The sequence below is a fragment of the Shewanella aegiceratis genome (assembly GCF_019457495.1).
In the GTDB taxonomy this organism is placed as follows: domain Bacteria; phylum Pseudomonadota; class Gammaproteobacteria; order Enterobacterales; family Shewanellaceae; genus Shewanella; species Shewanella loihica.
Map to the genome: position 1 here is coordinate 1,740,255 of NZ_CP080416.1, position 22,160 is coordinate 1,762,414.

Annotated in this window: 20 protein-coding genes; 7 read left to right on the forward strand and 13 right to left on the reverse strand. The window is 50.9% G+C overall.

Annotated features, from left to right (window positions below):
* Positions 1–22: 22 nt before the first annotated feature.
* Positions 23–1,561, reverse strand: coding sequence for an MFS transporter (locus tag K0H80_RS07860; protein WP_220073622.1), 1,539 nt, complete (start codon positions 1,559–1,561; stop codon positions 23–25).
* A 14-nt stretch (positions 1,562–1,575) separates the two neighbouring features.
* Positions 1,576–2,622, reverse strand: a complete 1,047-nt coding sequence (locus K0H80_RS07865; protein ID WP_258406209.1) for an HlyD family secretion protein — start codon at positions 2,620–2,622, stop codon at positions 1,576–1,578.
* 119 nt (positions 2,623–2,741) lie between these two features.
* Here K0H80_RS07865 and K0H80_RS07870 point away from each other — a divergent pair, with 119 nt between their 5' ends.
* Entirely contained in the window at positions 2,742–3,341 is a 600-nt protein-coding gene (locus K0H80_RS07870; protein WP_258406210.1) for a TetR/AcrR family transcriptional regulator, read from the forward strand.
* A gap of 197 nt (positions 3,342–3,538) precedes the next feature.
* On the opposite strand, the gene K0H80_RS07875 is transcribed toward K0H80_RS07870, so the two are convergent.
* The 4 genes from K0H80_RS07875 to ppsR form a co-directional block, all read right to left on the reverse strand.
* Positions 3,539–4,198, reverse strand: a complete 660-nt coding sequence (locus tag K0H80_RS07875; protein WP_011865344.1) for a response regulator transcription factor — start codon at positions 4,196–4,198, stop codon at positions 3,539–3,541.
* A 271-nt stretch (positions 4,199–4,469) separates the two neighbouring features.
* Positions 4,470–4,895, reverse strand: a complete 426-nt coding sequence (locus K0H80_RS07880) for an acyl-CoA thioesterase (protein ID WP_011865345.1) — start codon at positions 4,893–4,895, stop codon at positions 4,470–4,472.
* 153 nt (positions 4,896–5,048) lie between these two features.
* Positions 5,049–6,110: a 3-deoxy-7-phosphoheptulonate synthase gene (locus K0H80_RS07885; protein WP_220073625.1), complete on the reverse strand. Its 1,062-nt coding sequence runs from the start codon at positions 6,108–6,110 to the stop codon at positions 5,049–5,051.
* A 177-nt stretch (positions 6,111–6,287) separates the two neighbouring features.
* On the reverse strand, positions 6,288–7,100 hold the full coding sequence (ppsR, locus tag K0H80_RS07890) for a posphoenolpyruvate synthetase regulatory kinase/phosphorylase PpsR (protein ID WP_011865347.1): 813 nt from the start codon (positions 7,098–7,100) through the stop codon (positions 6,288–6,290).
* Positions 7,101–7,226: 126 nt separating this feature from the next.
* On the opposite strand from ppsR, the gene ppsA reads away from it, so the two are divergent.
* The 5 genes from ppsA to K0H80_RS19750 all read left to right on the forward strand — a co-directional run bounded on the left by ppsA (position 7,227) and on the right by K0H80_RS19750 (position 14,346).
* Complete coding sequence (gene ppsA / locus K0H80_RS07895) at positions 7,227–9,596, forward strand: phosphoenolpyruvate synthase (RefSeq protein WP_220073626.1); 2,370 nt, start codon at positions 7,227–7,229, stop codon at positions 9,594–9,596.
* A 109-nt stretch (positions 9,597–9,705) separates the two neighbouring features.
* Complete coding sequence (gene ydiJ, locus K0H80_RS07900; RefSeq protein WP_220073627.1) at positions 9,706–12,768, forward strand: D-2-hydroxyglutarate dehydrogenase YdiJ; 3,063 nt, start codon at positions 9,706–9,708, stop codon at positions 12,766–12,768.
* A gap of 66 nt (positions 12,769–12,834) precedes the next feature.
* Positions 12,835–13,284, forward strand: coding sequence for a DUF1285 domain-containing protein (locus tag K0H80_RS07905; RefSeq protein WP_220073628.1), 450 nt, complete (start codon positions 12,835–12,837; stop codon positions 13,282–13,284).
* Between the two features lie 123 nt (positions 13,285–13,407).
* The gene (locus K0H80_RS07910; RefSeq protein ID WP_033540720.1) at positions 13,408–13,824 is read left to right on the forward strand and encodes a MarR family winged helix-turn-helix transcriptional regulator; all 417 of its coding nucleotides are present in this window, start codon (positions 13,408–13,410) and stop codon (positions 13,822–13,824) included.
* Between the two features lie 216 nt (positions 13,825–14,040).
* Entirely contained in the window at positions 14,041–14,346 is a 306-nt protein-coding gene (locus tag K0H80_RS19750) for a PliI family lysozyme inhibitor of I-type lysozyme (RefSeq protein ID WP_258406211.1), read from the forward strand.
* Between the two features lie 136 nt (positions 14,347–14,482).
* On the opposite strand, the gene K0H80_RS07920 is transcribed toward K0H80_RS19750, so the two are convergent.
* Entirely contained in the window at positions 14,483–14,827 is a 345-nt protein-coding gene (locus K0H80_RS07920) for a hypothetical protein (RefSeq protein ID WP_011865353.1), read from the reverse strand.
* Between the two features lie 275 nt (positions 14,828–15,102).
* Complete coding sequence (locus K0H80_RS07925; RefSeq protein ID WP_011865354.1) at positions 15,103–16,134, reverse strand: Glu/Leu/Phe/Val dehydrogenase dimerization domain-containing protein; 1,032 nt, start codon at positions 16,132–16,134, stop codon at positions 15,103–15,105.
* Between the two features lie 256 nt (positions 16,135–16,390).
* Here K0H80_RS07925 and K0H80_RS07930 point away from each other — a divergent pair, with 256 nt between their 5' ends.
* On the forward strand, positions 16,391–16,840 hold the full coding sequence (locus tag K0H80_RS07930; RefSeq protein WP_011865355.1) for a DUF4826 family protein: 450 nt from the start codon (positions 16,391–16,393) through the stop codon (positions 16,838–16,840).
* Between the two features lie 200 nt (positions 16,841–17,040).
* On the opposite strand, the gene K0H80_RS07935 is transcribed toward K0H80_RS07930, so the two are convergent.
* The 5 genes from K0H80_RS07935 to K0H80_RS07955 all read right to left on the reverse strand — a co-directional run bounded on the left by K0H80_RS07935 (position 17,041) and on the right by K0H80_RS07955 (position 22,155).
* On the reverse strand, positions 17,041–18,186 hold the full coding sequence (locus K0H80_RS07935) for a ribosomal protein uL16 3-hydroxylase (RefSeq protein WP_220073630.1): 1,146 nt from the start codon (positions 18,184–18,186) through the stop codon (positions 17,041–17,043).
* 195 nt (positions 18,187–18,381) lie between these two features.
* A complete protein-coding gene (gene purB / locus K0H80_RS07940) occupies positions 18,382–19,752 on the reverse strand; it encodes an adenylosuccinate lyase (protein ID WP_220073631.1) in 1,371 nt (456 codons plus the stop codon).
* Between the two features lie 32 nt (positions 19,753–19,784).
* On the reverse strand, positions 19,785–20,402 hold the full coding sequence (gene hflD / locus K0H80_RS07945; RefSeq protein WP_011865358.1) for a high frequency lysogenization protein HflD: 618 nt from the start codon (positions 20,400–20,402) through the stop codon (positions 19,785–19,787).
* A 3-nt stretch (positions 20,403–20,405) separates the two neighbouring features.
* Positions 20,406–21,521, reverse strand: a complete 1,116-nt coding sequence (gene mnmA, locus K0H80_RS07950) for a tRNA 2-thiouridine(34) synthase MnmA (RefSeq protein ID WP_220073632.1) — start codon at positions 21,519–21,521, stop codon at positions 20,406–20,408.
* Positions 21,522–21,705: 184 nt separating this feature from the next.
* The gene (locus K0H80_RS07955; RefSeq protein ID WP_220073633.1) at positions 21,706–22,155 is read right to left on the reverse strand and encodes an NUDIX hydrolase; all 450 of its coding nucleotides are present in this window, start codon (positions 22,153–22,155) and stop codon (positions 21,706–21,708) included.
* Positions 22,156–22,160: the final 5 nt, after the last annotated feature.

A 22,160-nucleotide genomic window follows, 5' to 3' on the forward strand; every position in this document is an offset into this window, starting at 1 on the left:
TTTTGCAAGAGACCCAAATATATTATTTGGGTCTCGCGGGGTGATTTGCCCACTTCATCGTGAGCACCATGCTGGGTATGATGATAAGGGTCGTAGCGATTAACCATTGATAGTTGTTTACGCCGGCCACAGACAGCGCCTGCGTCTTAAGTTGGCTCATCAACAGCAGGGCTGAGCGCTCGGGCGTCGGCGCCAGCGTTGACTGCTGTAGGCTGGCAGTGATCAGCTGTTGGTGGTGGATGAACGTCTCGTTTAGAGGGTCATAGTTTTCGGCTAATTTTTGCATGGCGTTGCTGGTTTCTATGGTCATGAAACGAGAAAACTCCCCTATGGCAGACAGCGAGCCTAGATTACGAAATAGGTAGAACCAGGCGATCGTTTCGAGCAGGTGCTGTCTTGGTAAACTACGCAGAATATGTATGGTCAGCGTGATGTTGAGTATTCCAATGGCGAAGCCTTTAAGCAATATTGCAGGCCAAAGATAAGCTTGACCTATCAAGGCATTGCTTCCCGTTAGCCATATACAGGTAGCTATCATCATGATGATACCTATGGGGACGACTTTGAAGGGATTACGATCGGGGTTGCAGGTGGCGAAGAGTGCAACGCCAAGGCCAGCAAGCATGCCGACAAAGCCGATGAGGTTGATATAGCCGGCGTTAGCGGCGCTGTATTGCATTATTTTCATCATGTACACTGAGGTGAGCATGGAGATGGCTAATACGACAAAGCCTGCGATGGCGGCTTGTAACATGCTCAGTTTCCCAATACGGCTAGCCAAGACGCTTGCTTCTAAATATTGTCCTCGTCCCCGGCGGTTTTTTATTGCTAAGCCTAATAGTGTTATCGCCGAGGCGGTAATTAGCGTAATCCAGATAATGCTCGGCGTTTCAAACCAGTCAAAGCGCTCGCCACGCAACAGTATGTACGCAATGCCACAGCTACTGATTGTCAGTAACAGGGCTTGTAACCAGTTAAAGCCTATTTCCTGTGTCTCTTCCAGATGAGGCCAGTGACCGAATCGCGCCCAGCTGAGCATGAGTAAGAAGGGGACTAGCTGTAGTGAGAAAGACCATCGCCATAAATTGTTCTCTGCCAGGATAGACAGTAGGTAGGGGTAGATGCCCAGCGGAACTAAAACCGCCACTAGCAGCACTAGGCTCTCGGCATAAGCAATAGCCCTGAAGTTAAGATTCTTTAAGATGATGGCGTGGGCGAACAGCACTAGAAAGCTTGCCGATAAGCCGTGCCCAAACCAACTCAACATCTGAGGTGCTGGTTGCATGCATAGGCTGCTGGCCAGTGTACTGAATAGGCCTACGACTGCGCCAATACGAAATAGCTGCCTATAACCGAAACGACTAGCCAGCCAGGCGCCGAGCGGAAGCGCAATCAGTAAACCAAAAGTATTAAGTGTGTTAAACCAGCTGGCCTCATCCAGAGACAGGCCGATACTCGCTGCTATCTGTGAGGCGCTACTATTATAGATTTGACCGGTAATGCTCTGGGGAATCACTGCAAGTAGAGCTAAGAGCAGAATATTGAGAACCTGTTTATTCATAAGAACCTACCATCTCAATGATTGGTATCGATTGTTACCTCAGCCGATAAGCCGGGTACAATTCTGCCTTGGAGTGCCCTGGGGATCTCGAGGGCAATCTTGATGGGGACACGTTGTACGATCTTGACGAAGTTGCCCGTGGCATTGTCCGGTGGCAGTAGACCAAATTGCGCGCCTGTCGCTGGCGCAATGCTTAATACGCGTCCTTTAAGGTGTTCCTCGGGAAAGCTATCGAGCAGCACGTCGACAAGCTGACCAGGCAATATATTTGTGATTTGGGTTTCCTTATAGTTGGCCTCTATCCAGATAGATTCGACAGGAACGATAGCCAGAAGGGGAGCGCCTTTACTGGCAAAGCGTCCGGCGCGCAGGGCGCGATTACCTATGATGCCGGCAACGGGGGCTCTGACCTGTGTATTCTCTAATCTTAGTTTGGCCAGTGCCAGTGCAGCATTGGCCTGCTCGGCTTGGGCATTCAAACGAGCCTTATCACTCCTAAGGGTGTTGAGTTGTTGCTTGGCCGAACTAAGCTGTAACTGGCTCGCAGCCAGTTTCGCTTTCGCCTGATTGTTCTTATTGGTTTGCGCTTCAAACTGTGATTGAGAAATGAGTTCCTTATCTAACAGGTTTTGCAGTCGATGCCATTCCGCCCGATGAAATATGGCATCGGCCATAGTCGAGTCTATCTGAGTCGATACCTGTTTTATTGATATCTGCTGTAGCTTTATACGCTCATCTATATTGGCAATTGCCGCCTGCGCCATGGTCAGTCCTGCCTTGGCTTGATTGTATTGAGCCAGATAATCTCTGTTGTCAATTTGTGCCAGCAGTTCACCTGCTTCTACATATTGGTTATCGGTTATGTAGACGTGATTAATAATGCCCGATACCTCGGCACTCACTTGCGAAATTTCCCCCTGAACATAGGCGTTATCTGTGCTGATCAAGCCTGCTTTGGGAAACTGGTAATAATAAAACAGAGAAGCGAATAACATCATGCTGCTGATAATTATCGCTTTTTTAATTTTGTTGCCCTGTGTGTTGCGAAGAAGTTGTTTCATGATGACGACCATAGATATAATACTGTACCGTTCAGTATCATATCTATCGTTCGAAAAGGATGCAACCTTATCCTATAAAAAAGTGTACTATGGGGTATCAAAAGTTAGAGGAGGTGTTTATGCGACCATCGAGTTTGAGAAAGCGGCAGAAGTATTTGCAGGTAGCCGCAGAACTCTTTTTAGAGCAGGGCTATGAAGGCACCAGCCTAGATCAGTTGATAGAGCATTGTGGTGGTTCAAAGCTTACCTTGTATAACTACTTTAATGATAAGCAAGGCCTGTTAAAAGCCGTGGTTGTTGAACTGACCGAACGCCTGCAACTGGGGTTAAGCGTAGATGTAGATGCCGATAGAGTATTTAGGGAAGAGTTATTGTCTTTCGCTTTGAAATATTTGGAGTTTATCTATCACCCTGAGCTCTTGAAGTTGGCGCGCTTACTGATGACACAGACAAAAACCGCACCGGAACTAGTGGCATTTTTTCTTGAGCGAAGTTCAGGCCATTCTCAACAGGCATTACAGGATTATTTGATGCATCGACAAGCGATGGACAAACTCGTCATCACAGACTTGGCCATAGCGAGCGAACAATTTCTCGGCGCATTAAAGGGAAATCGTCATTTCGAAGCCTTATTCGGTGGGCAAATGCTGACATCTGATGAAATGAAAATTTACGCAAAGCATGCAGTAGATAACTTTATTCGCTGTTATCAATCTTGAATGCTATCAATCTTGAATGCTTTCAACCTCGAACGGAATGCCGTCGACAGGTGCCGTCGCAAGCTGGCGACAGATTCGGTTATTCGCCTTAGGCGCTTAAGTCATCTTTCGAAATGTGAGTGTCTTTTGGCTGAGATCTTTTTGCGCTTACAAATTGGCTGGGAGTTAAGGGAAGATCTTAGGATCTTCCACCTAGGTTAAAGCTCGACCTTTTCCATCTCCAGCTGCTGCAGGGCGATAACTGCCTGGGTGCGGTTTCTCACCCCGAGTTTTCTAAAGATGGCGGTGGCATGGGCCTTGATGGTGGCCTCGGAGACGCCCAGATCATAGGCGATCTGCTTATTGAGCAGGCCTTCGGCAAACATCTGTAGCACCTTATACTGCTGCGGCGTGAGATCGGCGAGCTTGGCCGCCATCTGATCCGTGGCATCTTCGTTGATCTCTTGCAGTTCTATGTTGTCCGGTAGCCAGATATCGCCATAGAGCACAGCCGTGAGTGCCTCTGAGAGGGTTTCCATGGAGGCAGACTTGGGAATAAATCCGGCGCTACCATAGTGGACTGCACGGCTGATGGTCATGGCATCTTCGTGAGCGGAGATCACCACCACAGGCAGTTCGGGGAAATGGGTTCTTAGGTGTATTAAGGTGGAATAGCCATGGGAGCCGGGCATCTGTAGATCCAGCAACACTAAGTCATAGGCAGTGTTGCCCTGTTCCAATAAGCCTTGTAGGGCTTCGGCGCTATCGGCCTCAAACCATTGGGTGTCGGCAAAGGCGCCGCTCAATGCCTGTCGCAGCGCATTCCTAAATAATGGATGATCATCTGCGATGATGATGTGCAAGTTTTCGAGCTTCATTGCTTTTTGATTATCTTTGTTGCACTTGAAGGTAAAGTCAATGTAACAGATAAATGACTCAGTATTCTATTGCTTTTGTGTCTGGGTGACGGGATTTTTTCGTTTTTACAAATAATTATTAGACTTAAGTCTAATGAGTCTTCGGCTGAGAGCGGGAGATACGAGGTGCGAGGTTAGGGAAGGTTAGAGGCGAGAGGTAAGAGGTAAGAGGTGAGGGGAGAGAGGAGAGAGGTCGGCAGGTGTGTGCCCGCCGACAGGAGACCTTCTAGGATTACGCTTCGCTCCACACCTTAGTGGGTTTACGATCTTCATCCAGCGCCACAAAGGTAAAGACGCCGCGAATGGCATGCTCACGATGATCTTGGTACATATCTTCGACGAAGATGTTGACCTCAACCTTGAGGGAGGTGTTACCCACATAGATCACGTTGGCGATGATCTCTGCCAGGGTGCCGGCAGGAATCGACTTATTGAAGTCGATACGATCTGAGCTGACAGTAACAAGTGTCTTGCGGCAGAAGCGGGTCGCGGCGATAAAGGCGGTCTCATCCATCCAGGCCAAGGCCTCGCCACCAAAGAGGGTGTTGTGGTGGTTGGTGATAGAGGGAAAAATCGCTTTGATCACCCGGGCTTCTGACTGAGCGATGCGCGCGCGAATGGCGTCAGAATACTGAGTTTCTGTATCGGTTAGGGGCATACGGCAACCTTAAGGTTATGCATTGAAAAAAACCGGCGGATTATACTGATAATCGCGGCGTAATGACAGCGCTGTAGTCCGGGAATGTGGTGGGTTTCATGACATTAAAAAAGGCTTCACGAGGAAGCCTTTTTAAAATAATCACATTAGGTATTAGCTAAGCTTTGCCATGCGCGCCTTGGAGGCCGCAGCAAGGTCTCGCAGTAGCTTTTCAGAGTCGGCCCAGTCGAGGCAGGCATCCGTGATGCTCTTACCGTAAATCAGTGGTTCACCGGCAACCACCTTCTGGTTGCCCTCTTCGATAAAGCTCTCTGCCATGATGCCGGCAATTGCGGTCGAGCCTGAGGCGACCTGCGACATGATATCTTTGGCGACTTCGAGTTGACGCTTATGCTGTTTCTGGCTGTTGCCGTGGCTAAAGTCCACCACCATACGGTGAGATAGACCCACGTCTTTAAGCTTCTGCGCCGCAGCCTGAATGTCGGCCTCATGGTAGTTCGGCTGCTTGCCTCCACGCAGTATGATGTGGCCATAAGGGTTACCGCTAGTGCGGTAAACGGCCATGGCGCCATCTTTATCGGGCGAATAGAAGATGTGCGGTTCCTTGGCGGCGCGCACCGCGTCGATGGCGATATTGATGTTACCATCGGTACCGTTCTTAAAGCCGACCGGACAGGAGAGCGCCGAGGCCATCTCACGGTGGATCTGACTCTCAGTGGTTCGTGCGCCAACCGCGCCCCAGGTGATGAGGTCGGCAATATACTGACCGTTAACCATATCCAAAAATTCGGTGGCGATAGGCAGGTTTAGCTCGGTGATCTCTTGCAGCAGGTGACGCGCCAGGCGCAGGCCCTTGTTGGCATTAAAGCTACCGTCGAGATCCGGATCTGAGATCAGTCCCTTCCAGCCAACCGTGGTACGAGGTTTCTCGAAATAGACGCGCATCAGGATGCAGAGTGAGTCTTTGAGTTCTTTGTGCAGCACGGCCAGACGCTTAGCGTAGTCGATGGCAGCCTGGGTGTCGTGGATAGAGCAGGGGCCGATGATCACCAGAAGACGTTTGTCTTCACCTGTGAGGATGGCTTCAACTTCACGTCTCTGTTGAACCAGATAGTCGGCGGCGTCTTGAGTAAGCGGGTATTCAGATGCGAGTTTAGCAGGTGAAATGGCCTTACATAGTAATGTGGTGCGTAGTTCGTCTGTTTTAATGGTCATTCAATATACCGAGCGTTTGTCTTGGCTTTCGCCTGATTGCCTCGGATTATAACCAATAGTTGCTAGCTGCACAGGGGTAAACAGATGAAAATTTCCGGTATTTGTCTACATCTGTGCAGTTAGCTTGCCATTTGGGGCGCTTAACTTGCCTCTATATAGGCAGAGGTCAGCCTAGTTTTAGAACATATGACGTTCCAGGCCGGTGACATCCAGAATCTTAGTGGCAATCTCTTCTACCGAGTGGTTGGTGGTATTGACGAAGGGAATGCGCTCGCGCTTATACATCATCTCAACCTCTTTTACCTCGATACGGCACTGTCTCAGTGAGGAGTAGCGGCTGTTCTCCATGCGGCTCTGGCGGATCTCATGCAGGCGCACAGGGTCGATAGTCAAACCAAACAGTTTATGTTTGTTCTTCTTTAACACCTCGGGCAGCTTAAGGTTGTCCATGTCATCTTCGATGAAGGGATAGTTGGCCGCCTTGATGCCAAACTGCATCGACAGATAGAGGCTGCTGGGGGTCTTGCCGCAACGGGAAACACCCAGAAGCACTATGTCAGCCTTGTCGATATGTTTGAGGGTCTGACCGTCATCGTTTTCCATGGCGTAATTGATGGCGTCGATACGCGCCTCATAACTGTGATTCGCCTTGCCGTGAGTTCTGTGGGTCACGGGAACCGCCTTGACGCCTAACTGATCTTCCAGCGGGGCGACGAAGGTGTTCAAGAAGTCATAGTCGATACACTCACTGCTGTAGATGATGTCTCGGATCTCGGCTTTGACGATAGAATGGAACACAAGTGGTCGTTCGCCTGTTGTAATAAAACAATCATTAATTTGTGCTTTTACCGCCTCGGCTTTCTGAGTTGTCTCGACAAATGGAATAGTAAGTGCTTCAAACTCAACTGGAAATTGAGACAGTACCGCATGGCCAAAAACCTCGGCCGTGATCGCCGTCCCATCTGAGATATAAAAGACTTTACGTGACATTTTGACCTCTTGTAGTAATAAAATTACAAATAAAATTATAGATTTACGCGTCTTGCTGTGGAGTGTAAAATGCCGCTGCCCTCGTGTGAAGGGGCCACACTGAAATAAACTTGCGGAGATAGAACTGTGCAGCAATATGTACTCTGGTATCAAGAATTAGGCATGGGTGACGTCAACAAGGTAGGCGGTAAAAATGCCTCTCTTGGGGAGATGATCAGCAATCTAGCTAATGCAGGTGTTCAAGTGCCTGGTGGCTTTGCGACCACTTCCTTTGCGTTCAATGAATTTCTTGAACAAAGCGGACTTAACCAGAAGATATACGAGACGCTAGAAGCTCTAGACGTCGACGACGTGAATGCACTCGCCACCGCAGGTGCACAGATCCGACAGTGGGTTATCGATACCCCATTCCATAGCGAATTTGAGCAGGTTGTACGTGAGTCGTACGACAAGCTTTCCTCAGAAACTAAGGATGCATCGTTCGCAGTACGCTCTTCAGCGACTGCCGAAGATATGCCAGATGCTTCATTTGCCGGCCAACAGGAAACCTTCCTGAACGTTAAAGGCTTCGACGCAGTACTGGTTGCTATCAAGCACGTATTCGCCTCTCTCTTTAACGACCGAGCTATCTCATACCGTGTACACCAAGGTTATGACCACAAAGGCGTTGCGCTTTCAGCTGGCGTACAGCGTATGGTTCGTTCAGACACCGCCGCTTCAGGTGTAATGTTCACCATGGATACCGAGTCAGGTAACAACGATGTGGTCTTCGTGACCTCTTCATTTGGCTTGGGTGAGATGGTAGTACAAGGCGCGGTGAACCCTGATGAGTTCTATGTTCACAAGCCAAGCCTAACCGCAGGTCACAAGGCCGTTGTTCGCCGCAACATCGGTAGCAAGTTAATTCAGATGGTTTACTCTGACGACCTGAGCCACGGTAAGCAGGTGAAGATTGAAGATGTACCAGCAGATATGCGTCGTCAATTCTCTATCAGCGATGCAGAGGTGATGGAGCTGGCTAAGCAAGCCATGATCATCGAGAAGCACTACGGTCGTCCAATGGACATCGAGTGGGCTAAAGATGGTAACGACGGCAAACTGTATATCGTACAGGCCCGTCCAGAAACCGTACGTTCACGTGAAGATGTACAGCTGATCGAACGTTTCCACCTCAAGACCAAGAGCGAAGTGATTGGCGAAGGTCGTGCCATCGGTCATAAGATCGGTAATGGTACCGCTAAGGTACTGGCTTCTATCGAAGATATGGACCAGATCCAAGAAGGTGACGTACTGGTTACCGACATGACTGACCCTGATTGGGAGCCAATCATGAAGCGCGCCAGCGCTATCGTTACTAACCGTGGTGGCCGTACTTGTCACGCGGCGATCATCGCCCGTGAACTCGGCGTACCGGCGGTAGTAGGTTGTGGCGACATCACAGACAAGATCAAGCATGGTCAGCAGGTGACTGTTTCTTGTGCCGAAGGTGACACAGGTTACATCTACGAAGGTATCCAAGAGTTTGACGTTATGTCTTCTCGCGTCGATTCTATGCCTGAACTACCGATGAAGATCATGATGAACGTGGGTAACCCAGACAGAGCGTTCGACTTCGCTCGTCTGCCTAACGAAGGTGTGGGTCTGGCGCGTCTCGAGTTCATCATCAACCGTATGATCGGTATTCACCCTAAGGCACTGCTAGAGTTCAACGACCAAAGCGCCGAGCTGCAGCAAGAGATCCACGAGATGATCGCCGGCTACGAGTCACCAGTAGAATACTACGTGGCGCGTCTGGTTGAAGGTATCGCGACTATCGCATCTGCCTTCCATCCGAAGAAAGTTATCGTACGTATGTCAGACTTCAAGTCTAACGAGTACGCTAACCTGGTTGGTGGTGACCGTTACGAGCCGGAAGAAGAGAACCCAATGCTGGGCTTCCGCGGTGCGAGCCGTTACATCTCTGAGTCGTTCCGCGACTGTTTCGCCCTTGAGTGTGAAGCCATCAAGCGTGTACGCAACGAGATGGGGCTGACGAATGTAGAGATCATGATCCCATTCGTACGTACGCTTGAAGAAGGCCGTCAGGTTATCGAACTGCTGAAAGAGCAAGGCCTTGAGCGTGGTAAAGGTGGTCTACGCGTCATCATGATGTGTGAGCTGCCTTCTAACGCCCTACTAGCCGACCAGTTCCTCGAGATCTTCGACGGTTTCTCAATCGGTTCGAACGATTTGACCCAGCTAACCCTAGGTCTGGACCGTGACTCAGGCATCATCAGCCACCTGTTCGACGAGCGTAACGAAGCCGTTAAAGCCCTGCTGGCAATGGCTATCAAGGCCGCTAAGGCGAAAGGCGCTTACGTGGGTATCTGTGGTCAAGGTCCTTCTGACCACGCCGACTTTGCGGCTTGGTTGGTAGAGCAAGGCATCGATACCGTATCGCTTAACCCAGATACAGTGATCGATACCTGGTTATACCTGGGTGAAGCTCACGCTTAATTATTCTTTAGATAGAATAAGCTAATTGACGAAAGCCGCTTTTTAGCGGCTTTTTTTTGTTTATAATGGCAACATTATTTTAATAAACACCAATTGAAAAGAAGTTATCATGCTCCCTAAGTTATCCCATCAACAGACCCTAGAGCCTGTCTATTTGGCGTTTCTCGACGCCCTTGCCCAGAGCAATTATTGTGGCGATATCGACAAGCGGTACAGCGCGCGTCTCGCCCAGGCAACGGATAACTCTGTCTACCAGTTTCTGCCTCAGGCCGTCTTGTATCCCAAGACTCAGGCCGATGTTAAGTTGATCATGACCCTGGCGACTAAGCCAGAGTTTAAACAGGTAGTCTTTAGTGCGCGCGGGGGCGGCACAGGCACCAACGGTCAGTCGCTGACCCATGGCCTCATTCTGGATCTGTCGCGTTATTTCAATCAGGTGATTGAGATCAACGAGAAGGAGCGCTGGGTGAGGGTGCAGGCTGGGGTGGTCAAAGATGCGCTCAACGACGCGCTGCGCCCCCATGGTTTCTTCTTTAGTCCAGATCTCTCAACCTCTAACCGCGCCACCATGGGCGGCATGATCAACACAGACGCCTCGGGCGCTGGCTCACTGGTCTATGGCAAGACATCTGATCATGTGCTCGAGCTGACCAGCGTGCTTTATGACGGTAGCGTGCTGGAGACCAAGCCGCTGGATCTAAAAGCGCTCGAAGCCTTAGATGCGCTGGAGTCCCCAAGCCTGGGGCAGGCACTGCAGCGTGATATCGCCCTCATGACACGGGAGCACAGAGGTGAAGTAGAGAGCCGCTTTCCCAAACTTAACCGTTTCCTGACGGGTTATGATCTGAAAAATGTCTGGAACGAGACAGTCGATGAGTTCAACCTGTCGCGCATTCTTACCGGCTCCGAAGGCACGCTGGCGGTGATCACCGAGGCCAAACTGGATATTACGCCGCTGCCCAAGACCCGTATGATGGTCAACATCAAGTATGACTCTTTCCAGTCGGCCCTGCGTCACGCGCCGGACTTGGTTAAGGCCAAGGCGACTGTTGTAGAAACCGTGGACTCTAAAGTTCTAAATCTGGCCAAGCAGGATATCATCTGGCATTCGGTGTCATCTCTGATTGAAGATGTGCCGGGCGCCTCCATCGATGGCCTCAACATGGTGGAGTTCGCCGGTGAGCCAGAAGAGGTGGAAGCCAAAGTTAAACAATTAGAGGCGATGCTCGATACTCAGCTTGCCGCTAAGCAGGCTGGCCTGCTGGGATATCAGGTCACATCGGATAAGGCGAGCATCAACACCATCTACGCCATGCGTAAGAAGGCGGTGGGGCTGCTTGGCGCCACCAAGGGAAGCCGTAAACCTATCGCCTTCGCCGAAGATACCGCTGTGCCGCCTGAGAAGCTTGCCGACTTTATCTTGGAGTTCAGGGCGCTGCTGGACAGCCATGAGCTGCAGTATGGCATGTTCGGTCATGTAGATGCCGGCGTGCTGCATGTGCGTCCGGCGCTGGATATGTGTGACCCGCAGGATGAGCGACTGCTCAAGACGGTATCGGATCAGGTGGCGGCACTAACCCTCAAGTATGGCGGCCTGATGTGGGGCGAGCATGGTAAGGGGGTACGTGGCGAGTATGGTCCATCTGTCTTCGGTGAGACCTTGTTTGGTCTGCTCGAAGAGGTCAAAGGCTATTTCGATCCTAATAACAAGCTTAACCCCGGCAAGTTGGTGGCACCCAAGGGCAGCGGACCTCTGCTCTATAATGTCGACAGCGTTAAGCGCGGAGCCTTCGATCGTCAGATCCCGGTCAACACCCGCGAGGCCTTCCCCGATGTGATGAACTGTAACGGCAACGGCCTTTGTTTCAACTACAGTGTCTACTCGCCCATGTGCCCCTCATTTAAGGTGACCGGAGATAGGGTACAATCGCCGAAGGGGCGCGCGGGTCTGATGCGCGAATGGCTGCGCTTATTGGAAGCCGAAGGCGTGGATGTCGAGGCCTTAGCTAAGGCCAAGCCTCTGGGTTGGCTGCAGCGCACCCAGAACACCCTGAAAAAAGAGCGCGAATATGACTACTCCCATGAGGTGATGGAGTCGTTGAAGGGCTGTCTCGCCTGTAAGGCGTGCTCGTCTCAGTGCCCTGTGAAAGTAGATGTGCCCAAGTTCAGGGCGCAGTTCTTCAACATCTATTACCAGCGCTATCTCAGACCTGTGAAAGACTATCTGGTGGCGGGGATTGAAGAGAGTCTGCCATTGATGGCCAAGGTGCCTCAGATCACCAACTTTGCCTCACAAAACAAGCTGAGTCAGTGGGTGATTAAACAATCTATCGGTTATGTGGATGCGCCGGCGCTGTCCGTGCCGACCCTCAAGCAGCGGCTGGAAAACCACGCCTGCCGTGGCTATGACCTCAATGCCTTGCAGCAGATCCCACAAAGCGATCGTGACCAATATGTGTTGGTGGTGCAAGACCCGTTCAATAGCTTCTATGAGGCCGAGACGGTTTATCACTTTATTAAGCTCATCGAGAAGCTGGGCTTTAAGCCAGTGCTGTTGCCCTTTAAACCAAATGGCAAGCCGATTCATATCAAGGGCTTCTTGGATAAGTTTGCCAAGACGGCTCAGTCCAGCGCCGATTTCTTGAATCAGGTGCACGCCCTAGGTATGCCTATGGTGGGGGTAGATCCTGCTATGGTGCTCTGCTATCGCGATGAATATAAAGAGATCCTGGCTGAAAATCGTGGCGACTTTAACGTGCTGCTGGCCAACGAATGGCTGCTTAAGGTGATTGAGACCGTCGCGCCAAAAGCTATGTCAGCAGATGCGGCTAATGCGGATAGGCAGTTTACCTGGTTCAGCCACTGCACCGAATCGACGGCCAAACCCAATACGGCCAAAGAGTGGCAGGCGATCTTTAGCGCATTTGGCGCCGAGTTAAGCACAGTCAGCCTGGGCTGCTGTGGCATGGCGGGCACCTATGGTCACGAGAGCGATAATCTAAAGCGCTCCAAGGCCCTGTATGAGATGTCCTGGGAGAAGACGATAGAATCGCTGCCACAAGAGCAGATATTGATCTCGGGTTATTCTTGCCGTAGCCAGGTGAAGCGTTTCGGTGGCTTCAAACCTAAGCATCCGGTGCAGGCACTGCTGAGCCTCATTGATAATGGCTAATCTGTGCATGGTAGGTAAATCAGTGCAATGCTAATCACGGCCAGGCTAATGAGCTAACGAGAGACTATGCCTGAACATGAAGTCGCCGCTCAGCTGCGGCAAATCACTCAAGGGGCGCCGCTATGCGATGAGGCGCCGCTGTTTCATATCGATAACCAGGGGCGCTGGTTTTATCGCTGCGAGCCCTTGCCCGATAAATTTTGCCGGCTTTTTGCCACCATTTTGCATCTTAAATCTGAGGGATATTTCCTGATGACGCCGGTGGAGACAGTGAGGGTAGAGGTTGCCGAGTTTCCCTTTATTATCAATGATTATGAAGAGGCGCAAGACGGGCAATTTACCCTGACCAGCTCCATAGGCACCCAGTTTCAGGTGGCCGGGTATGATGCTTTTGTGGTAGATGAAGCGGTAATATCAGTCTCCTTAGCCAGAGGATTATCGGCTAAACTTGGAAGAGCCTGTTATTATCGTTTTATCGAGCAATACCTGCTAAATCAAGACGGCGACGCGAACTAAGGCTTAAGCCTTTCTTAGATAAGACAATTGGTTTTTCGTTACGAATTAGCGTTAGCCGAGCCCTAGTTTCTTTAGGACCAGATGTTAGTATTAATGCATGACCGCTGTATCTGGAGGTGCTGATTGAAACATTATGAAAGCTTGGGATACCTGGTGTCTCATCTTAATATCGAGCTTCAGAAGGCCTTGGATGAGAGGCTAAAGCGCTATGAGCTGGACATTAAGCTCTGGCCCGTCCTGTTTGCCCTGTGGCAGGAGGAGGGGATCACCCAGACAGAGCTGTCTAAGCGCTGCGACGTGGCTAATTACACCATGACCCGCCTGTTAGATCAGCTGCAGGTGCAGGGCTATATTACTCGTCATCAGGAGGCGGATAATCGCCGCGCCTTTAAAATCTTCCTAACCGACAGTGCCAAGGCGTTGGAGCAAGACCTTATCTGCGAGGCCGAGCGGGTCAACGAGCAGTTTCTCGGTAATCTGTCTGAATTTGAATCACAACAATTTATCTATCTACTCAATAAGATCAATGGCCTATCCTAGGCAATCTGACCTATTATCAAACCTCACCTAAATCAACGGATGATCGAAATGCTGAAACCTCTGCTAACGGCGACGCTTGTGATGAGCCTGTCTGCCTGTATGGTCAATATCGAGAAATCGCCCAAGTCTTCAACTCAAGCCTCAAACCAATCCTCAACTCACTCTTCCACATCTCAACCTGCTGCCTCTCGACTAGAATCGGCTGACGCATCAAGTGTGAGCAGTGACAGCTACGCTAAAGCCTTTACGCTGGCAAACGGCTACAGCCTGGTGGTTGTCGAGGGGGCGCTGGAACCAAGATCTATCGGCAGCGTACAGGTGAGTCTGTATCGCAATCTGGATGTAGGGGATTTTGCCGTTAGTCTGGCATTCGTGCGGGACGGCACCATCTTAAAGGCCGAGCTGGTGGATAATTCTCAGAAGCAACAGAAGCTAGTGGTTACCACGGTGACGGCGGGCAGCGGTAACTATCAGAGCACTCAAGCCGTCTGTGTTGCTGGGGAAAGCCTGACGCTTTGCTAATAAGCAGAGCTTTTTTGGTGTATTGGCGCGGATGGTCACAGAAGCTTGAATACTTGTCTGCGCTATCGTGTCTGTCTGGTTAGATCTGTTCTTTTATTTGAATAGGCGATTAAGCTCGGGATGTCGTAACTTTATGTTACACCACCAGCAACATGCCCAGGCTCGAGACGGCCATCACTATGATGACAGATTGCAGCAACAGACGGCTCTGCATCAGGTTTTCCTTTCCCTGTTTGATGCTGGTGATCAGGCGGTTTTGTTTGTAGATGCGGCAGATCATCTGCTCGCTATTGGGATCGATAAAGAGTTGAAACTTACAGGGATCGCCGCTGTGTAGCTGCACCTCATGTTCGCTCTTGGGACCGAAATTCAGCTTACGCGAGACCCGCTTGCCGTTAACAAATACCTGCTCCAGACCTATCCAGTTACTGGCCTGTAACTCCACCAAATCCTGATTAAAGTGGTACTTGAAACTTATCATAATGCAATCCTAGCGAAGATGATGAGCCTCTAAGTCAAGCAGAGGAATATGACATTTTCCAGTACGCCTTTGTGAAAAATCTATGTCTGAAAATTATCTCTTTGGCGCTAAAAGAAAAATTGAATCAGAAAATTTTTGAGCTGTTTTTTATCGGTTGAGTAGGCTATGGCATAGCGCAAAACTCGGGTTGCAGGCAAAAAAAAACCACCGAACTTGTCGGTGGTTTTTCAATCCGGCTAGCACCAGTAATTAGCACCAGAAATTAGCGCCAGAAATTATTTTTCGCCGTTGATGATGGCGCGTGCCAGTTCGTCGGCAACATCCGCTGTGGTGCGGTTTTGCGCATCAGACTGCTCGAAGATCTTCAGAAGGGTGTTGTAGATCTCTTCTACTTTGGCGGTAGACTTCTGCGCGTCGTAATCTTTTTCGAACGAGACGTTGATGATACCGCCTGCGTTGATCACATAGTCTGGCGCGTACAGGATGCCCAGTTCTTTAAGCTTCTCGCCATGGCGCAGTTCGGCAAGCTGGTTGTTGGCACAACCTGCCACAATCTTAGCCTTCAGCAGTGGAATCGTTGTGTCGTTGATGGTGGCACCCAGGGCACATGGTGCATAGATATCGACATCTTGATGGTAGATATCTTGAGGCGCAACTACGGTAGCACCAAACTCGGTAGCGACCTTATCAAGTGATGACTGGTGAATGTCGGTGACGATCAGCTCGGCGCCTTCTTCATGCAGGTGACGACACAGGTAGTAACCTACGTGGCCAACGCCCTGAACGGCAATCTTAAGGCCCTTGAGGCTGTCCAGGCCACGCTGATGCTTAACGGCAGCCTTGATACCCAGGTAGGTGCCAAGCGCAGTAAATGGTGATGGGTCACCGCTCTGACCTTCAAGCCCCGCCATGTATGGGGTTTCTTGGTGAGCAATCATGATGTCGCTGGTAGACACGCCCACATCTTCTGCAGAGTAGTACTTACCACCCAGAGTATGAATACAGCGACCGAAGGCGCGGAACAGGGCTTCGCGGTTTTCCACTTTAGGATCGGCGATGATCACCGACTTACCGCCACCCATTGCCAGACCGGCGAGGGCGTTCTTGTAGGTCATGCCACGAGACAAACGTAATACGTCGGTCAGTGCTTCGTCATCAGACTCATAGTTCCACATTCTGCAACCGCCGACCGCTGGGCCCAGGTTGGTGTTGTGAATGGCTATGATTGCACGTAAGCCACTTTCTTTATCATGACAAAATACGACCTGTTCGTGGTCATCAAATGAGATATGATTAAATACTGCCACTTTATGAGTTCTCCGCTTGGGAATTAAAACGCCGAATGCCAAAGAGGCGCCTTCGACGGCTTGTTATATTTATTGCAGAACGATAGCATTTAGCGATACTCTCAACAAAGCAAAGATTGGGATTAATTGTGATCGGCGTGGCAATTTTGCTTTCCACTTTACGTTAACGTAAAGTTGTGTGTGAATTTTCACGCAATATGCAGTTTGTCAGCTCCATTTCGCCCTTCACAGCATAACTATAACAATAGGAAGCAGTATGACGGAACAAGCAGTCGAGAACACTAAAGCACTCACTCCAGAAGAACAAGAAGCCCTCACACAACAATGGGTTAAAGAGCATTTTCAGAAGGCAAACCGCTTTCTGGCGGAAAAAGGGGTGATCCCAAGTAAAGTGATTGCCGAAGAGAGCCGTTACCTTGCGCCTTTCCTCGCGGTATGGAAGATGGAGTCTAAGCAGCCAAAGCCACAGACCTTTTGGGTGATGTCTGGCGATCTGCCTTCTGACTATGTGGATGTTAAGGTCGCCGCCACCGCGCGCGACGCGATTCGCCATTTCTCTATGATGTGGCAGCTTAAGGCGGAAAACCTGGTGAAATCTGGCGCCGTAAAAGACAAGACCCAGGCTCAGTTTGCGCAGCTGTTGGTGTCACGTGCCGAGAGCCTGTATCAGATCCATAACGACGAAAAATTGTGGAAAGAAGGCTAAGCGTTTTAAACAGCCACCGCTGTTAAGCGTGTCTTTAAAAAGCGCTTGAAACGAGAGCCTAAAGCCTAATAAAAAGCCGCCCATTTGAGGCGGCTTTTTTGTGTTGTCAGCTTCGATGCTTTCTCGGCATCAGAAACAAGTCATCAGCTATTTGGCATCAGCTACAGGGCATCAGCGACTGGAGACTCGCATCTGCCAGCTTATGCCAGGTAGGCGTAACCAGAGTTAAGTAACCAGACAAAGTATTGGCCTATGGCCTCATGCTGACACAGGCCCAGTGCCTGCTCGCCCTCGAAGCTAAATGCATTAGCCAGCAGCATGAGCTGCTCATTCAGCTCATCTGCATCGTTATCAACATCAACAAAATCGTAGATCTCACCATTGATAAAGAGCCTAAGGTGTTTATCGCCTTCGAGACGAATCACCTTAAGTCCGCCGATGCGTTGTAGACAGGCGCCATCTTCCAGGGCCTCCATCAGTTCATCCTGGCTGTAACTTTCCCCTTGCTCAGCCAGATCAAGTTCGAAGCGGTTCTGACTCAGGGTCTGACCCAAGACGGTTTGATAGTGGTCAGGCTGCGATAATATCTCAGAGACCAAGGCTAGCATGCCTGCTTGCTGCTCGACGCTCAGTAGACCTGGGCTGGCGGGTTCCTGATTCGAGATAAAGCGCTTATTGCCGCCGTTGGTGTCGATTAGATGATCGGCGATGCTGCTAAAGAGCTCCTGCTGGCTGGGGGCGCGAAACCCTATGGAGTAGCTCAGCGCTGTCTCCAATGTCTCACCTCGGTGAGGAAAGCCTGGCGGGATATAGAGCATGTCGCCGGCCTCAAGCACCACATCCAGGATGGGCTCAAAATCGTCGATCAGCGCCGTGTGGGTATCGCCGCCACGGGGCGAATACTGTCCTTTAGCACCGACTTTCCAGCGGCGTCTGCCTTCGCCCTGCAGCAAGAAGACATCATAGTTGTCTATGTGAGGTCCTACGCCACCACCGGGCGTGGCGTAGGAGACCATAAGATCGTCGAAGCGCCAGTCGGGGATGAAACGAAAGGCGTTAACCAGGGGCTCCACATCCGGGTACCAATGGTTGACGGCCTGGACCAGCAGCTGCCAGTTGGCATCGCCAAAGGGGGAGTAATCTTCGATGGGGCCCTGGATGATCTCCCAGTTATCTTTTTTGGTCAGGACGATGCGCGAGGCGACCTCCTCTTCGCAGGCGAGTCCCGCCAGTTCATCGGGGGCGATAGGATCTTGAAAGTTCGCGAAGGCGCCTTTGATCACCAGAGGCTGCTTCTGCCAGTGATGGGCTAAAAACTCTTGGGTATCGAAGTTGGGAGTATACATGGCGTCGGTCATCAGGCCTGAATAATAGGGGGCAGTATATGCCGAAATAACATAATCCGGAAATCACATAATCCGGAAATAATATAGTCAGGAAATCGCATCTTCCTGAAACTAAGTATTGCGGAAACTAGATATTCCAGAAATAAAAAGGCGGTAAGCTGCTGCCTACCGCCTTTAATAAGGTGTTAGGGATGATTACTTGAGATCATCCACAAAAGCTTCGGCGCGGCCAATGTAGTTGGCAGGCGTCATCTTTTTCAGCTCAAGTTTCACATCATCTGGTAGCTCGAGAGTGTCGATGAACTGTGCCAGTTGCTCGCCATCGATACGCTTACCACGAGTCAGCTCTTTTAGCTTCTCGTAAGGCTTCTCGATGCCGTAGCGGCGCATAACGGTTTGTACAGGCTCGGCCAATACTTCCCAGTTTTGGTCCAGCTCTTCACGCAGGTGAGCCTCGTTCACTTCGAGCTTGCTGATGCCTTTCATAGTTGCCTGATAAGCGATCAGCGAGTGCGCAATGCCCACACCCAGGTTACGTAGTACGGTTGAGTCGGTCAGGTCGCGCTGCCAGCGAGACACAGGCAGTTTAGCCGCCAAGTGCTGCATCAGGGCGTTAGCGATACCCAGGTTACCCTCTGAGTTTTCGAAATCGATAGGGTTAACCTTGTGCGGCATGGTCGATGAACCGATTTCACCGGCAATCGTCTTCTGCTTGAAGTGACCCAGGGCGATATAACCCCAGATGTCACGGTCAAAATCGATCAGTACGGTATTGAAACGGGCGACGGCATCGAACAGCTCTGCGATATAATCGTGTGGCTCGATCTGAGTGGTGTATGGGTTCCAGTTAAGGCCCAGGCTGGTCACGAAACGTTCTGACAGTGTGTGCCAGTCAACTTCAGGGTAGGCCGACAGGTGAGCGTTGTAGTTGCCCACGGCGCCATTGATCTTACCCATGATCTCAACCGCTTGGATCTGTTTAAGCTGACGCTCGAGACGTACGGCAACGTTGGCCATCTCTTTACCTAGGGTAGAAGGCGAGGCTGGCTGGCCATGGGTACGTGACATCAGTGGTACAGAGCGATATTCATGGGCCAGTTTCTTCACGCCATCGACGATCTGCTGGCAGTATGGCACCAGTACCTGCTCGCGGGCTTCGCTCAGCATCAGGCCGTGAGACAGGTTGTTGATATCTTCTGAGGTACAGGCGAAGTGAACAAACTCGCCGATGGCGGTAAGTTCGCTGTTGTCTGCGATCTTCTCTTTGATAAAGTATTCAACGGCCTTCACATCGTGGTTAGTGGTGGCCTCGATGGTCTTGACGCGTAGCGCGTCTTCTTCGCTGAAGTTGTCTTTGATCTGGTCAAGCAAGGCCAGTGCGGCTTCGCTAAAAGGAGGAACTTCTTCAATTTCTGGGCAGCTAGACAGCAGCTTTAGCCAGTTTATTTCGACTTGAACACGGTATTTGGTCAGGCCGTACTCGCTGAAAATCCCTCGCAATGAGGCGGTTTTACTACCATAACGACCGTCTACCGGAGAGATAGCAGTTAGTGCGGAAAGTTCCATTAGAAGCTCCTTTAATGAACTTAACTTATTATTTATAGGGTGAGGCTTTTCTTAGCTGTATCAACTATTGTTTTTCGCGAGAAGACAAGGTGCCTGCGCTTGCCTCCAAGTTGGCGCCACAGGACTGCGCTGCGCATAGCAGCCAGCAGCAGGGCGCGTATCTTATGTTGCACCATAGGTTGTTTCAGGTACTCGGGATTGCCCGAGATCTGTATCTTGGGGCCTAAGGTGCTGATTATATCGCTGTAGATGCCGGCGAAGTTGGCAACCACCTGCTCGTCGGTAATGGCAAAGTGGTGCAGCTGGCGGTGTACTTGATTAATGCGCTCGGCCAACATGCCCATGGCATTTGAGCTGCGTGATAGCTTACGCTCCAAAGCCAGGATACCGATAAGGTAGCGGGTCACCTCGACATCTTTCTGTTTATCGTCGCCCAGCTGGTTCAACACCAGTTGGTAGCCGCGATTCAGCGCGACCTTGTCTTGATACACATCGGCAGTGCTGTCTGGGTTGGTCACCATGATGGTACCCAAACAGGCGCCAAGCATTTCATCGTCTGCCTGGCCGTGTCTGGCAACCTTTTGTACCTGACCTATCGCCTGCAATATACCGGCAAAGGCCATGGTTCTGTCGAAAATCGGCTCGCTCACGGCTTACTCTCTAATCAGACTGTCTATGATACCGCCGCCAAGGCAGACTTCGCCGTCATAAAACACGGCCGACTGACCAGGGGTTACGGCGGCAACCGGCTCGTCGAAGATCACCTTGATGCGATCGTCCCCTTCATAGGTGAGGGTACAGGCCACATCCTGCTGACGGTAGCGTGTCTTGACCGTGATCTTAGCGCCATCGGCGGGCCCTTTTCTATCGACCCAGTGTAGCTGATCGGCATAGAAACCCACCGACATGAGGCGAGGGTGCTTACCACCTTGACCGACTACCAACACGTTGCGCTCGAGATCTTTATCGACCACATACCAAGGATCGTCGTTGCTGTTCTTCATGCCGCCTATCCCCAGCCCCTTGCGTTGGCCAAGGGTGTGGTACATCAAGCCTTGGTGCTCACCTATGACTTCGCCTTCGGCGGTCTCTATCTTGCCGGGCTGTGCGGGCAGGAAGGTGCGTAGAAAATCGGTAAACTTACGCTCGCCGATAAAGCAGATGCCTGTGCTGTCCTTCTTGTCATGGGTAACCAGCCCCATCTCCTTGGCGATTTCACGCACTTCGCTCTTCTCCAGTTCACCCACGGGAAACAGGGAGCGGGCGATCTGCTCATGGCTCAAGGTGTAGAGGAAGTAGCTCTGGTCTTTGTTGCCGTCGACGCCACGTAGCATCTGGCTTTGACCCGAGGCATCACTGCGGCGCACATAGTGGCCCATGGCGATGTAGTCTGCATCTAAGATGTCGTCGGCAAACTCGAGAAACGCCTTAAACTTGATCTCTTTGTTGCACATGATATCTGGGTTAGGGGTGCGCCCCGCCTTATATTCGGCGAGGAAGTACTCAAACACGTTGTCCCAGTATTCGGCGGCAAAGTTAACCGTGTGCAGCTTGATCCCCAATTTGTCGCAAACGGCTTGGGCATCTTTAAGATCTTCGGCGGCGGCACAATACTCGTCGGTATCGTCCTCTTCCCAGTTTTTCATGAACAGGCCTTCGACCTGATAGCCTTGTTGCATGAGGAGATACGCCGAAACAGATGAGTCGACACCGCCGGACATGCCGACGATCACTTTTTTACCGTTTGGATTGGGTTCGATTGCTGCCATAAATCCTAAAAACCATTAAATTCGTGTAGCTATGGTGGCTGTTTTCGGCGGTTGAGCAAGCCGATTTGCCTGCTTAGCCCTGTCCCTGTATTTAATTGCGCGTTGATCGCGCATCACTTGCCGGGAAAATCATCACCATAATATGCGGGGGCATATTCTATCACGCATTGTGACTTTGGGCTAACTAGAGAAAGCGGCTATTGACCACCTCAGTCGAAAAGAGTTTTCCCTGACGAAAGTCGTGAATACATTGCAGCACCAGGGGGCTTCTGAGTTGGCTCTTAAGCTGGGTTATCTCATCGAGCGTCATCCACAGGGCGCGGCGAATCGCGCTGTCTTGGGGCTTGGGTGTGAGCGGCTCATCTAAGGTGCAGGCATAGGTGAAGCGCAGGAAGGCCAGATCGTCTCTAGCCTGAAATTGATAGATGTTGATCAGCGACTGCGCCTTAACGCTAAGGCCTGTCTCTTCCCATACCTCGCGTTCGCAAGCCTGGTTAAGGCTCTCAAAGGCTTCTAGATGACCTGCGGGCTGGTTGTAGGTGAGCTTGCCATCGATGAGCTCTTCGACCATCAGGTATTTGTCGTCACAATTGATGACGCAGGCGACGGTGACATTGGGTTTATAACGTTCCATCTATT

Coding starts and splice junctions, on each gene's coding strand:
- K0H80_RS07860 (WP_220073622.1), bottom strand. CDS start 1,561: ATGAATAAACAGGTTCTCAATATTCTGCTCTTAGCTCTACTTGCAGTG.
- K0H80_RS07865 (WP_258406209.1), bottom strand. CDS start 2,622: ATGAAACAACTTCTTCGCAACACACAGGGCAACAAAATTAAAAAAGCG.
- K0H80_RS07870 (WP_258406210.1), top strand. CDS start 2,742: ATGCGACCATCGAGTTTGAGAAAGCGGCAGAAGTATTTGCAGGTAGCC.
- K0H80_RS07875 (WP_011865344.1), bottom strand. CDS start 4,198: ATGAAGCTCGAAAACTTGCACATCATCATCGCAGATGATCATCCATTA.
- K0H80_RS07880 (WP_011865345.1), bottom strand. CDS start 4,895: ATGCCCCTAACCGATACAGAAACTCAGTATTCTGACGCCATTCGCGCG.
- K0H80_RS07885 (WP_220073625.1), bottom strand. CDS start 6,110: ATGACCATTAAAACAGACGAACTACGCACCACATTACTATGTAAGGCC.
- ppsR (WP_011865347.1), bottom strand. CDS start 7,100: ATGTCACGTAAAGTCTTTTATATCTCAGATGGGACGGCGATCACGGCC.
- ydiJ (WP_220073627.1), top strand. CDS start 9,706: ATGCTCCCTAAGTTATCCCATCAACAGACCCTAGAGCCTGTCTATTTG.
- K0H80_RS07905 (WP_220073628.1), top strand. CDS start 12,835: ATGCCTGAACATGAAGTCGCCGCTCAGCTGCGGCAAATCACTCAAGGG.
- K0H80_RS07920 (WP_011865353.1), bottom strand. CDS start 14,827: ATGATAAGTTTCAAGTACCACTTTAATCAGGATTTGGTGGAGTTACAG.
- K0H80_RS07930 (WP_011865355.1), top strand. CDS start 16,391: ATGACGGAACAAGCAGTCGAGAACACTAAAGCACTCACTCCAGAAGAA.
- K0H80_RS07935 (WP_220073630.1), bottom strand. CDS start 18,186: ATGTATACTCCCAACTTCGATACCCAAGAGTTTTTAGCCCATCACTGG.
- purB (WP_220073631.1), bottom strand. CDS start 19,752: ATGGAACTTTCCGCACTAACTGCTATCTCTCCGGTAGACGGTCGTTAT.
- mnmA (WP_220073632.1), bottom strand. CDS start 21,521: ATGGCAGCAATCGAACCCAATCCAAACGGTAAAAAAGTGATCGTCGGC.
- K0H80_RS07955 (WP_220073633.1), bottom strand. CDS start 22,155: ATGGAACGTTATAAACCCAATGTCACCGTCGCCTGCGTCATCAATTGT.